12 protein-coding genes and 1 pseudogene are annotated in these 12362 nt (G+C 33.6%); 6 read left to right on the forward strand and 7 right to left on the reverse strand.

The window, feature by feature from the left end; translation table 11 throughout:
• Positions 1-9: 9 nt before the first annotated feature.
• The 4 genes and pseudogenes from NLJ00_RS09685 to NLJ00_RS09700 form a co-directional block, all read right to left on the reverse strand.
• Positions 10-561: pseudogene (locus tag NLJ00_RS09685) on the reverse strand (REP-associated tyrosine transposase).
• 261 nt (positions 562-822) lie between these two features.
• Entirely contained in the window at positions 823-1719 is an 897-nt protein-coding gene (locus tag NLJ00_RS09690; RefSeq protein WP_256637045.1) for a hypothetical protein, read from the reverse strand.
• Positions 1720-1905: 186 nt separating this feature from the next.
• Entirely contained in the window at positions 1906-2616 is a 711-nt protein-coding gene (locus NLJ00_RS09695) for a LytR/AlgR family response regulator transcription factor (protein WP_256637046.1), read from the reverse strand.
• Positions 2589-3521, reverse strand: a complete 933-nt coding sequence (locus NLJ00_RS09700; RefSeq protein WP_235992098.1) for a sensor histidine kinase — start codon at positions 3519-3521, stop codon at positions 2589-2591. Before NLJ00_RS09700 ends, NLJ00_RS09695 begins: the two co-directional genes overlap by 28 nt.
• Positions 3522-3792: 271 nt before the next feature.
• Between NLJ00_RS09700 and NLJ00_RS09705 the strand changes: the two genes are divergently transcribed.
• The 5 genes from NLJ00_RS09705 (at position 3793) to NLJ00_RS09725 (ending at position 8298) form a co-directional block, all read left to right on the forward strand.
• On the forward strand, positions 3793-4002 hold the full coding sequence (locus NLJ00_RS09705; protein WP_256637047.1) for a hypothetical protein: 210 nt from the start codon (positions 3793-3795) through the stop codon (positions 4000-4002).
• Between the two features lie 10 nt (positions 4003-4012).
• Positions 4013-4225 (forward strand): hypothetical protein, encoded by a 213-nt coding sequence (locus tag NLJ00_RS09710; RefSeq protein WP_053472125.1) that lies wholly within the window; start codon positions 4013-4015, stop codon positions 4223-4225.
• Positions 4226-4459: 234 nt separating this feature from the next.
• Positions 4460-5989 carry a SulP family inorganic anion transporter gene (locus NLJ00_RS09715; RefSeq protein WP_256637048.1) on the forward strand — a complete coding sequence of 510 codons (1530 nt, stop codon included), beginning with the start codon at positions 4460-4462 and terminating at the stop codon, positions 5987-5989.
• A 469-nt stretch (positions 5990-6458) separates the two neighbouring features.
• Complete coding sequence (locus tag NLJ00_RS09720; protein WP_053470642.1) at positions 6459-7367, forward strand: helix-turn-helix domain-containing protein; 909 nt, start codon at positions 6459-6461, stop codon at positions 7365-7367.
• A gap of 91 nt (positions 7368-7458) precedes the next feature.
• The gene (locus NLJ00_RS09725) at positions 7459-8298 is read left to right on the forward strand and encodes an oxidoreductase (protein ID WP_256637049.1); all 840 of its coding nucleotides are present in this window, start codon (positions 7459-7461) and stop codon (positions 8296-8298) included.
• An 8-nt stretch (positions 8299-8306) separates the two neighbouring features.
• On the opposite strand, the gene NLJ00_RS09730 is transcribed toward NLJ00_RS09725, so the two are convergent.
• Positions 8307-8642 carry a winged helix-turn-helix transcriptional regulator gene (locus tag NLJ00_RS09730; protein WP_256637050.1) on the reverse strand — a complete coding sequence of 112 codons (336 nt, stop codon included), beginning with the start codon at positions 8640-8642 and terminating at the stop codon, positions 8307-8309.
• A 120-nt stretch (positions 8643-8762) separates the two neighbouring features.
• Here NLJ00_RS09730 and NLJ00_RS09735 point away from each other — a divergent pair, with 120 nt between their 5' ends.
• Entirely contained in the window at positions 8763-9143 is a 381-nt protein-coding gene (locus NLJ00_RS09735) for a DoxX family protein (protein ID WP_256637051.1), read from the forward strand.
• 50 nt (positions 9144-9193) lie between these two features.
• Here NLJ00_RS09735 and NLJ00_RS09740 read toward each other — a convergent pair whose 3' ends face one another.
• Both NLJ00_RS09740 and groL read right to left on the reverse strand, forming a co-directional pair.
• A complete protein-coding gene (locus tag NLJ00_RS09740; protein ID WP_256637052.1) occupies positions 9194-10396 on the reverse strand; it encodes an alkaline phosphatase family protein in 1203 nt (400 codons plus the stop codon).
• A 298-nt stretch (positions 10397-10694) separates the two neighbouring features.
• Positions 10695-12323 (reverse strand): chaperonin GroEL, encoded by a 1629-nt coding sequence (gene groL, locus NLJ00_RS09745; RefSeq protein WP_053470637.1) that lies wholly within the window; start codon positions 12321-12323, stop codon positions 10695-10697.
• Positions 12324-12362: the final 39 nt, after the last annotated feature.

The following is a 12362-nucleotide window of genomic DNA, read 5'->3' on the forward strand; positions in this document are numbered from 1 at the left end:
CAAAGAGAATTAAAATAAGTCTAAAACAATTACGTCTAAATCATTACTTAGTCCCGCATAATTTCTGGCTGAACTAAAAAATAATCCTCAGGAAGCGTAACAATTTTTGAATTGACAGAATTATTATGAATATAATTTACTTTTTGCTTAATAAACCAATTGCTTTCTACAACTTCTGCATGATAACCGTCTTGCCAAACCTTATATTTTTGTGCTCTTTTAAGATGTTCGCAGGCATTTTCAAAATGTTTTAAAAGTCATTCTCTCCGGCTTTCAGGTTCTTCAATTATAGTTTGGATAATTTTTTTCGAAGTGAATTTTTTAAAGTCGGATAATATCAGATAAAACAGTACCATTAACTGCCCTGCAAAGCATATGAATGTGACTTGACATTATACAATAACCATATATTTCTCGATTTTTGCTTTGCTGGCAATATTGCAATGCATTGACAATTACATAATTTTGATTTAATCGTGTAAAAATATCAACCCATCCTATGGTTGTTATGGTTATAAAATAAGCGTTTTCAGGAATAGTAGCTTTGTATTTAGTAGACATTTTTTGATTCAAAAACAGTAAAAAAAGCTACAATTTTTTACTTTATAGCCTTTTTTACTTGTGTCTTATTGTTGCGGGCACGGATTGCAAATCCGCGCTATCGGGTTTAATATAAAGTTTACTTAATATCCAGAAGGCGTAGGTGATATTGAGATATTACAATTAAGGTTTAGTTAGTAACTATTAGGGTAATATAGCCTGTGCAAAATATCTACAAATTTGCACAGGACTTGATAATTGTTTTTATTCCTTTCTTATATACTAGATCCTTTTGACACTTATTGGTTCTTTTTGAGTGTCTAGCCAAACTCTATGATTTGTTTTAAAGAGCTTGAACAAAGGAATTCCATATGATACAGTTATGAATGTTCGCTCTTGATTTTGTGGCACTTTTCCATAATCGTAACCAATACCAACTTGTATATCTAATACTGATAAAGATAATGTTGGAGCAAATACATTTTTTTGGTTTTCTCCGGTAGTAGCTTGATACAAAACACCTAAATAAACGCCGAATGTATTTGAGAAAGAATCGTCTATAATTATCCCGTTACTATCTCTCGTAACTTCAGAACGTCCGCCACAAATTCCAATTCCAAAACCAAAAGATGAGAAAAGAGAAATACTGCCTTTAGTATCACTTATTAAATTTCCACTTGAGTCATATTCTGGTTTGGTAATATCAAAACGTGCTACGGGTATAGTAAAATTAGTATTAACAATTGTTCTTTTATAGGTGGCAACGGTGCTTTTCATTAATAAATCTTCTGCAATTAATCTTTGAGAAATATTAAAGTTTTCTCGTGCCTTATCTCCAACATATTTCGGATTGCTTAATAATGTTACCATTTCAGAATCTGATAGTATTGGTTTTACAATTTTAGTTGATTCTTTTCCTGCGAGAGATTCCCAAATTATAGCATCAACCCCAGCGGAAGCTCCTCTTAATGCTGAATTTATTATTCCATCGTCAGGGATAGTAATATCAATTACTGCAGTAGCATTTGCAGGTTTAATATGCAATACGGCATTTGGAGTACCCTGTCCAATAACTTTTGTTTCTGTCAGTGATGTAATTTCGGGAATGGCTTGCGACCATATTAAAGAAGACGTTAAAGTAAAGAACGGAATTAATAAAAAGCGTAAAGTTGTTTTCATAGTAGTTTTTTGTTTTGATGGCTGATTAACTAATTAAATAATTTTAACATTTGTTAAACAAGATTACTACAATTCCAAAAATATACATTACGTATTTATACGGTATTTTATTACTAAAAAAAAATAAAAAAATCCTCAACTAATTTTAGTTGAGGATTTTATATAATTCGTTAAACAAAAAAGAAGCTACTTCAAAAAACTATCCAATAAAATCTGATATTTCCTTCCAACAGGAATAACTTCACCATTAGACATAGTAAGGCTTTTAAACGTAACAGCAGAAATTTTGTTTACGTTTACAATAAAAGAGCGATGAACTTGAACAAAACTTGAACTATCAATTTCGGAAGCGATGCTTGAGAGCGAACCATAAACAATATGTGGTAAATTAAGTTTTGTGCAGTAAAGTTTCATGTAGTTGCCAAGACTTTCGATATAAATAATATCACAAAGCGGCATATCAATTGTTTGTCCGTTTAGGCGGTAAGAAAGGTTTTTTGTAGTGGTATTATTTTCTTTTTTTAGGCTATTTCCAGAGAAATAGGTTTTAGCTTTTTCGATTGCTTTGGCAAATTTATCAGGCGAAATAGGTTTTAGCAAATAATCAATTGCATCGTTTTGGTAGGCCGAAAGCGCAAAATCAGAATAAGCTGTTGTGACAATTGTAAGTGGTCGATTAGGTTGGAGTTCCATTAATTCGACACCCGAAATTACAGGCATATTAATATCCAGAAAAATAATATCATATTGATTGGCATTAAGCAGTTTTAGGGCTTCCATTCCGCTAAAAGCACTTCCGGAATGTTCCAGTTCGTCAAACTTTGAAATATGCGAGGCAAGCGCTTTATGCGCTGGCGATTCGTCGTCGACTATAAGACAGCGGTAGGTAAGTGCCATATACTTAATTTTACAACAAACATATTTTTTTCTTTTTCACAGCTTAAATTATGTCTTAAACGGTAAACTTCCAATCGTCTTTTTAAATTTTCAATTCCAATTCTGGTTCCCGAAAGCCGCGAGCCAGATTCGAGATAATTGTTCTTAATGGTAAAAGTCAAATTTCGTGATTTTACTTTTAAATCTAATTCAATAAAAGGCATTGGAGTTTCGGCAGAAAATTTAACCGCATTTTCTACCAAAGGTAAAAAGAATAAAGGCGGAATCTCGATTTCATCAAAATCACCTTCAAAATTCTGAGTAATATTCAAACGATCGTTTCTAAAAGAATAATATTCAATGTATTTTTTTACGAAAGCAATTTCTTCTGCCACTAAAACATAATCCTTTTTGGTGGCTTCTATTTGATAACGCAGTAAATCTGAAAGATTCAGGATTCTATCCGGAACTTTATCCGGTTCAGATAATGCTTCTCCATAAAGATTATTCATAGCATTCAATAAAAAATGCGGATTGAGCTGTTGTTTTAAAAAGGAAAGTTCAGACTTGAAATTCATAATATCCTTATCAGCATCCATGATTTTTTTTGTAATTACAACATGAATAAAATAGAAAAACATTCCGTTGATAAGCAGCGATAATATCTGCAGTGTTTTAAAATTTCCGAAACCAACTAAAGGAAAAAACCAATTAATAAAAAAGTAAAAAGAAGTCCAATACGTTAAAAAAAGCAGAAAGAATATTTTGACCTTTTTTTTGAATAATAATCGTTTAATTATAAATAGATTAAAAACAGTAATCCAGAGAATACAAGGAAAATATCCTATTGCAATTTTAGTGATCATGTAACAAAAGTCATGACCAGCTAAACGAAGTTCATCATACACACAGGCAAAAATTACCATAAGTATGAAGGTGTGCACGATGAGGTTTCTGAGAAAGAAGTTTTGGTAAATTTTGAGGATTTTCATGAAGGCAAAAATAGTGTAATATTATAGTTCATAGCTATTTGTGAATACTATTTTATACAAACGCCATTCGTATAAATGATACGCCGTTAGTATAAATATTCTATTATAATAGGTAACTCTAAAGTATTTTTGACTTCGAATTTAATTATCCTCCAAAACTAAAAAAGACATGGATTTTATTTTGTCACAGCATTTTTTATTTAAAATGGAATTTAAAAACCGTAGAATTTCCTTAAGTACAAAATCAAATACTGAAAGCTTTTACTTAAATTTAAACACCTCAAATTTAAAAGGCGTTTATGAGCTGTGTCAGCCGGAATTTAAATCTGCTGCTGCCTACGATTATTGCTTTACGCCAGAATTAGAACATCTTATATCTTTTTCAACGAAATTAATCCCACAGTTTAAAAATTAAATTAATAATTATGGTTGTTGAAATTTTTAAAACAAACGTCTGTAAAGAATCAGACAAAAACTATGTAACCGCCGTTATCCAGACTCAGTTTCCGGATTATAAAATCAATTTTGACCTTGAAGACTGCGACAAAATACTGCGTGTAGAAGGCGTAGAATTGCATTGCGATAATATTATAGATTACGTTAATTGCCTCGGTTATACCTGTATTCGTTTAGATTAACATTTTATTAAACAAAACAGGTAGAAATACGCAGCTAAATATATCAGTTTATAGATAGTTTTGCATAATATTTCATTCTAAAAATCAAAAAAATCAAATGATAAGTTTTATACTTTCGGTTTTCGTTTTTCTTTTAAAACAGTTTTGTTAGATAACTGTACGGTTTCTTGTAAATACTTTTTCCACTAGAGAAGTTTAATTCTATTTGGGCATTATTTTCTACATTTGTGCCTTATGAAAAAAGCTTTCCAACTCTTCGATTTTACCCAAAAGGTCAATTATAAAAATGAAATTTTAGCTGGATTTACTGTCGCTATGACAATGATTCCAGAATCTTTGTCGTTTGCTATTTTGGCTGGTTTTCCGCCTTTAGTTGGTTTATACGCTGCTTTTATTGCCGGATTAGTGACTGCGATTTTTGGCGGAAGACCCGGAATGATTTCGGGCGGAGCGGGAGCAACGGTAATCGTTTTGATTGCTTTAATGAAATCTCACGGAATTGAATATGTATTTGCAGCCGTCGCACTTGGCGGTGTCGTACAAATTTGCATTGGACTTTTTAAACTCGGAAAATTTATTCGTTTAGTGCCGCAGCCTGTTATGTTTGGTTTCGTAAATGGTTTGGCTGTTGTGATTTTTATGTCGCAGTTAGAACAATTTAAAACTATAATTAACGGTCAGGTTTCCTGGCTTCAGGGAACACCGCTGTATATTATGCTGGGTTTGGTGGCGCTTACGGTTGCGATTGTTTTGGTTTTTCCTAAAATCACAAAAACAGTTCCGGCATCTTTGGTTGCCATTATGATTGTTTTTGCTTTGGTAATTGTGTTTAATATTGAAACTAAAACAGTCGAAGATATTGCATCCGTTCAAGGCGGATTTCCTCCATTTCATATTCCGAATATTCCTGTTTCTTTTGAAACTTTAAAAATAATATTTCCGTATTCTGTTATTGTAGCAGCCGTTGGTTTAACCGAAGGTTTGCTTACGCTGAATTTAGTTGACGAAATTACCGGAACGCGCGGAAACAGTAATCGTGAATGTATTGCGCAAGGAAGTTCGAATATTTTAAACGGTTTTTTCTACGGAATGGGAGGCTGCCCAATGATTGCACAGACTTTGGTAAATCTTGGTGCAGGTTCAAGAGCAAGACTTTCGGGGATTATTGCGTCTTTGACGATTTTAATAATCATACTTTTTGGAGCGCCTGTAATTGGAAAATTACCAATGGCGGCTTTAGTCGGCGTTATGATGATGGTGGCGATTACCACTTTCGAATGGGCAAGTTTCAGGATTATCAATAAAATGCCAAAACATGATATTTTCGTCGGAATTTTGGTTGCCTTAATTACAATTGTATTGCACAATCTGGCTTTAGCAGTTTTAATTGGCGTGATCATTTCAGCTTTGGTTTTTGCCTGGGAAAGTGCTAAAAGAATTCGTGCCAGACATTTTATTGATGAAAACGGAGTCAAACATTACGAAATTTACGGCCCGTTATTCTTCGGTTCTATAACTGCTTTTTTAGAAAAATTTGATGCACAAAATGATCCAAATCATGTAATTATAGATTTTAAAGAAAGCCGTGTTTCAGATATGTCGGCGATTGAAGCTTTGAATAATCTGACCAAAAAATACAATCAGGAAAATAAAACCATAGAATTACAACATTTAAGTCCAGACTGCAGGCAATTACTTAAAAATGCCGATGCAGTTATTAATGTCAATGTTATTGAAGATCCTACGTACAAAGTAGTGTCTTAATAATGGTGAATTGTGAATTATTAATTGTGAATTAATTTATACGTCCCAATTTTCTGTAGAGACGCACTGCTGTGCGTCTCACACAACGTAACCACAATGTTTGATATACGAGACGTAGACGCACTGCTGTGCGCCTCTACAAATATGCCTTGTGTTAAAATGAAAATTATCTAAAGATTGTCAGGCTGAGCGAAGTCGAAGCCCACGTCCCAATTGGAACGCCCTTCGACTTCGCTCAGGGTGACACTCGGTTCGTTATATAATTAATTATTAAAGGATGGTAATTCAAACATTCCAATTTTCTGTAGAGAGCACAGCAGTGCGTCTCACACAACGTAACCACAATATTTGATATACGAGACGTAGACGCACTGCTGTGCGCCTCAACAAATATGCGTTATATTCAACCATTATCTCATTTTCTAATTATCAAATTGTCTAATTTGTTTGATTTTCGTAACTTTGCAAAATGAAACTGACAGAAACCTTAGAAGATTTTTACACAATAAAAGTAAACGGAATGCCCGAGAATCTTAAAAAAGAAATCGGACATTTTAATGTTTTTAAATTGGATGATTTTGTTGGAAGTATCTGTAAACCATTCCCCTATACTCGGAAAGACTTTTATAAAATCAGTTTAATCATCGGAAAAAACAAAGTGCATTATGCCGATAAGATTTCGGTTATAGAAGATCAGGCTTTGTTTTTTGCCAATCCGCAAATTCCGTATAATTGGGAACAGGTTGATGAAAATCAAACCGGATTTTTCTGCATTTTTACCGACGCTTTTTTTAGTCAATATGGAAATTTAAAAGAATACCCTTTATTCCAACCGGGCGGAAATCCGATTGTTCCGATTTCTATGGAATTGGCCGAATCTTTAAAAACGGTTTATTTAAGAATGTTTGACGAAATCAATTCTGATTATGCATTTAAATATGATGTGCTCCGAAATTTGGTTTTCGAAATTATTCATCTTGCGCTTAAAACGCAGACTGTAACTACTTCATTATATAGCAAATCAAATGCTACGATTCGAATTTCTTCTTTGTTTCTGGAATTATTAGAACGCCAGTTTCCGATTGAATCGATTACGCAGCAAGTTAATTTTCGCTCGCCTTCTGAATATGCAAGTCAGTTAAATGTGCATGTGAATCATTTGAATAAAGCATTAAAAGAAACTACCGGAAAAACAACATCGCAGATAATTTCAGAGAGAATTGTTCAGGAAGCGATGATTCTGCTCAAACAAACCAATTGGAATATTAATGAAATTGCATGGTGTTTAGGGTTCGAAGAATTGTCTCATTTTATCAATTTCTTCAAAAAAAATGTTCAGGTTTCACCTAAAAACTATCGTTTGACTGAAATTGTTTGATTTTTGTAACTTCTTGCTTGATTACTTTAATTTTTCAGAAGTACTTCGCTTATACCTTTGTCCTGTAATTAAAACGTAAAAATTTAAAATCATGGGACATAACAAAGTTTGGTTTATCACAGGTGCTTCAAAAGGACTTGGATTAGAATTGGCTAAAAAATTATTGGCAGAAGGTTTCAAAGTTGCTGCAACATCAAGAAGTCAGGAAGCTTTAGTGAAAGTATTAGGAAATCCATCAGAAAATTTTCTTCCTCTGGAAATGGATTTAGTTAATGAGAAAAGTGTTAAAAATGCAATTGAATTAGCTGTAAGTCATTTTAAAACAATCGATGTTCTAGTAAACAATGCAGGTTATGGTTTATTAGGAACATTAGAAGAATTGACTGATGCAGAATCAAGAAAAAATTACGAAGTAAATGTTTTCGGATTACTGAATGTGATCAGAAATACAATGCCGTATATGCGTGCTGCGAGATCGGGACACATTTTTAATATTTCGTCTGTTGGAGGTTATTATGGAGAATTTCCGGGCTGGGGAATTTACTGCTCTACAAAGTTTGCTGTTGCTGGTTTAACAGAATCATTATCTGCAGAAATTAAGCCTTTTGGAGTTCACGCTACTATCGTTTATCCGGGCTATTTTAGAACAGATTTCTTAAAAGACAGTTCTTTATTATTGCCGGAAAATCCAATTGCAGAATACAAAAACGTTAGAGAATCTGAAAGTGCTCACAAAGACGATATTAACGGAAATCAGCCAGGAGATCCTGTAAAATTAGCAGAAGCATTAATTAAAGCAAGTCAGGACCAAAACCCACCGTTACATTTGTTTTTAGGAGAGGATGCCTATAATATGGCAAATCAAAAAATAGCAAGTGTTCAAAGTGAATTGGAACAATGGAAATCAGTTTCTGTTTCAACTGGTTTTTAAAAAAGATTTTAGCCCAGCATTTTTTGTCGGTGTAGAAGTCCCCAGTAATGCAATTCATTTAGAACATTTTCTAAAGATTTTCCATGTTCTGTAATAGAGTATTCAATAGTTGGCGGGAAAGTATCGTAAACTGTCCTTTTTATCAGTTGATTGCTTTCGAGGCTTTTCAGCTCTTTGGATAAGGTTTTATCAGTTATTCCGGTAACAGCCTTAGATATTTCGTTAAAACGTTTATTTTCTGTCGAAAGAGAAAACAGGATTAGCAATTTCCATCTTCCTTCCAGTGCTTCTAAAGCATCTTTGATTGAAAGTGCAGTTTTTGGACATCCGCCTTTAATTAGCATTTTAGTTTATTTTAGAATTATACCACTTTCACTTTGGATAGCACTTTCCAAAGTGGAAGTACTGTAAATAAGGAAGTAAATATAAATATTTTTGAGATCTTAATTTATAATTTATCTCAAATGGAAAAACAACCACATTCGAAAACAGTTCTTATTATGCTATGGACATCACAGATTATTTTATCTGTATGTTTTATTTGGGGAGGATCAATGAAATTATTTCTTTCAATAAAAGAATTATCTATGATGTGGCCTTGGGCAGGAGAAGTTCCTGTTGCATTGGTAAAAGGAACGGGAATAATTGATTTATTAGCGGGAATAGGAATTATAGTTCCGTCATTTATTCAAAAATCCAGACTTGTATGGTTAACGGCTATTGGAATAATTGTTCTTATGTTTAGTGCCGGTATTTTTCATATCTGCAGAGGAGAAGCTTCTCAAATAGGTATTAATGTTTTTCTTGCTATTTTGGCAGCTTTTGTTGTCTGGGGAAGAAAATAAACAAACAAGCCTCATAGAAACTCTATGAGGCTTTTTTGTTTTAATTATAATTAATTTTTCAGCATGTTTTTTACTTCAATGAATTTTCCGTCAATTTCGCCAATCTGCAAGCCTAAAATATGAGCAATTAAAGGATAAACAGAAACATTTTGAAATGTTGGGACAATTTTGTCTACTTTAAAAGCTGGGCCTTTGGCATAAAAAATAGCATGCATATCTTTTTCGTCATTATCATAGCCATGTGTACCGCCATTTATGTGTGTACTTTCCTTACCAACTAAACTCCATCCTTTATCTGCTTCAATAACAAAATCATGTACACGCGGATTTGTTCCATAATGCAATCTCTTCGGAACTTCTGTTGATTTCCAAAACTTGATATGTGGAACTTTTTTTAGAGCGTTTGCAATCGAATCCTGAAAACCCGATTTTGCCTGAAGGCTCATAATTGGATTAATTACATCTTTGTAACCCAGCCATTCCGGTTTTAGATAATCCAGAACAGCTACCTTTTTATCATTGCTGATATCGGCCATTCCGTGATCTGAAACAATAATTAAATTGATTTGTTTTCCGATGGTTAATTGATCTAATTTTTTAGACAATTGGCCCATAATAGAATCCATTTTGATTACCATTTTTTTGTTTTCAGGAGAAAGCGGGCCAAAATTATGTCCTGTATGATCTGGTTCGTCAAAGTATAAAGTTACCAAATGCGGACGTTGTTTCTCTGGGAGCTGTAACCATTTTAAAACGGTATCGATTCTTGCTCCATACGGAATTTTATTATCGTAATTTTTATAATAACTTGGATTTCTTTTGTCAATATCAGATCCCGGCCAAAAGAATGATGCCGCTTTTACACCTTGCTGCTCAGCGACATTCCAAATTGGATTTCCGCCATAAAAACGAGAATCATTTTTTGCTTTACTTGACAATGAAAACGATTCGTTTAGTGATGCATCATAAAAAACATTATTAATGATTCCGTGATGATCTGGATAAAGTCCTGTTACAATAGAATAATGATTAGGGAAAGTTTTACTTGGATAAGACGGTTTCATTGATTTTGCATGAACGCCTTCTTTTGCAATCTGCTTTAAATTTTGAAGATTAAATTGCTTTTGATAATCCCAGCGAAATCCATCCATAGAGACTAAAACTACATAAGCGTCTTTATTAGATTGGGCTTGTAAAACAAAAGAAAGTAAAAGGAAAATTAAAGATAGGAGTGAGGTAAAATGCTTTTTCATTATTGAATTTTATTGAATTCACAAATTTACCTATAACCACCTTTAAGAGCAAAAACAGAATGTTAAACAATTATAAATTTAAAAAGAGGTTTGCGACGAATTGCACGAATTTTCACGAATGCTATGTGTGAAAAAGTTTGCCACAGATTAAAAGGATTAAAAAGATTATAATCTGTGAGAATCCTTTTAATCTGTGGCTAAAAAAAATAATTCGTGAAAATTTGTGTAATTTGTGGCAAACAAAAACAAAAAAACGCCAGACATTCATCTGGCGTTTTAAGTTTTAAGAAAAGAACGATTACATCATTCCCGGCATTCCACCGCCCATTGGCATTCCGCCAGCGCTTTCTTCCTTAATATCAATTAATGCACATTCTGTAGTTAAGATCATTCCAGAAACAGATGCAGCATTTTCAAGAGCCACACGAGTTACTTTTTTAGGATCGATAATTCCAGCTGTAAGCATATCTACATATTCGTCAGTTTTAGCATTGTATCCAAAATCACCTGAACCTTCAGAAACTTTAGCAACAACAACAGAACCTTCAAGACCCGCATTTTCAACAATAGTTCTTAATGGAGATTCAACTGCACGAGAAACAATCTGGATTCCAGTTGCTTCGTCAGCGTTATCCGCTTTAAGGTCTGCTAACGCAGCTTTTGCTCTTAATAAAGCAACACCACCACCAGCAACAATTCCTTCTTCAACAGCAGCACGAGTTGCGTGTAATGCATCATCAACTCTGTCTTTTTTCTCTTTCATTTCAACTTCAGAAGCTGCACCTACATAAAGAACTGCAACACCTCCGGCTAATTTAGCCAAACGCTCTTGTAATTTTTCTTTATCATAATCAGATGTTGTAGTTTCCATCTGACCTTTAATTTGGTTTACACGGTTTTTGATGATATCTGCTTCACCAGCACCACTTACGATAGTTGTATTGTCTTTATCGATAGAAACTCTTTTTGCGTTTCCTAACATTTCGATAGTTGTATTTTCAAGTGTATAACCTCTTTCTTCAGAAATTACAGTTCCACCAGTTAAGATTGCGATATCTTCTAACATTGCTTTTCTTCTGTCTCCAAAACCTGGAGCTTTTACAGCAGCAATTTTAAGAGCACCTCTTAATTTGTTTACTACTAAAGTAGAAAGAGCTTCTCCGTCAACATCTTCAGCGATAATCAATAATGGTTTTCCTGATTGAGCAACTGGCTCTAAAACTGGAAGTAATTCTTTTAAAGAAGAAACTTTTTTGTCGTATAATAAAATGTATGGAGAGTCTAATTCAACTTCCATTTTCTCAGGATTTGTTACGAAATAAGGAGAAAGATAACCTCTGTCAAACTGCATTCCTTCAACAACGTCAACAAAAGTATCCGTTCCTTTAGCTTCTTCAACAGTAATAACTCCTTCTTTTCCAACTTTAGCGAAAGCTGTAGCAATTAATTCACCAATAACTTCGTCATTATTTGCCGAGATAGAAGCAATTTGTTTGATTTTATCAGAATCGCTTCCAACAACTTTAGCTTGTTTTGCAAGGTCAGCAACGATAGCTTCAACTGCTTTATCGATACCGCGTTTCAAATCCATTGGATTTGCACCTGCAGCAACGTTTTTCAGACCTTCTTTTACGATTGCCTGAGCTAAAACTGTAGCGGTTGTAGTTCCGTCACCCGCTAAATCATTGGTTTTAGAAGCAACTTCTTTAACCATTTGCGCGCCCATGTTTTCTAATGGGTCTTTTAATTCGATTTCTTTTGCAACCGAAACACCATCTTTAGTAACTGTTGGTCCACCAAATGATTTTCCAATAATTACATTACGACCTTTTGGTCCAAGCGTTACTTTTACAGCATTTGCTAATGCATCAACACCACGTTTTAATCCGTCACGTGCTTCAATATCAAATTTTATATCTTTTGCCATTTTTTTAATTTTTGTTTAAAGTTTGATTTGTTTCAAGTT

The sequence above is a fragment of the Flavobacterium panici genome (genome assembly GCF_024499525.1).
In the GTDB taxonomy this organism is placed as follows: Bacteria; Bacteroidota; Bacteroidia; order Flavobacteriales; family Flavobacteriaceae; genus Flavobacterium; species Flavobacterium panici.

Coding starts and splice junctions, on each gene's coding strand:
- NLJ00_RS09690 (WP_256637045.1), bottom strand. CDS start 1,719: ATGAAAACAACTTTACGCTTTTTATTAATTCCGTTCTTTACTTTAACG.
- NLJ00_RS09695 (WP_256637046.1), bottom strand. CDS start 2,616: ATGGCACTTACCTACCGCTGTCTTATAGTCGACGACGAATCGCCAGCG.
- NLJ00_RS09700 (WP_235992098.1), bottom strand. CDS start 3,521: ATGGTAATTTTTGCCTGTGTGTATGATGAACTTCGTTTAGCTGGTCAT.
- NLJ00_RS09705 (WP_256637047.1), top strand. CDS start 3,793: ATGGAATTTAAAAACCGTAGAATTTCCTTAAGTACAAAATCAAATACT.
- NLJ00_RS09710 (WP_053472125.1), top strand. CDS start 4,013: ATGGTTGTTGAAATTTTTAAAACAAACGTCTGTAAAGAATCAGACAAA.
- NLJ00_RS09715 (WP_256637048.1), top strand. CDS start 4,460: ATGAAAAAAGCTTTCCAACTCTTCGATTTTACCCAAAAGGTCAATTAT.
- NLJ00_RS09720 (WP_053470642.1), top strand. CDS start 6,459: ATGAAACTGACAGAAACCTTAGAAGATTTTTACACAATAAAAGTAAAC.
- NLJ00_RS09725 (WP_256637049.1), top strand. CDS start 7,459: ATGGGACATAACAAAGTTTGGTTTATCACAGGTGCTTCAAAAGGACTT.
- NLJ00_RS09730 (WP_256637050.1), bottom strand. CDS start 8,642: ATGCTAATTAAAGGCGGATGTCCAAAAACTGCACTTTCAATCAAAGAT.
- NLJ00_RS09735 (WP_256637051.1), top strand. CDS start 8,763: ATGGAAAAACAACCACATTCGAAAACAGTTCTTATTATGCTATGGACA.
- NLJ00_RS09740 (WP_256637052.1), bottom strand. CDS start 10,396: ATGAAAAAGCATTTTACCTCACTCCTATCTTTAATTTTCCTTTTACTT.
- groL (WP_053470637.1), bottom strand. CDS start 12,323: ATGGCAAAAGATATAAAATTTGATATTGAAGCACGTGACGGATTAAAA.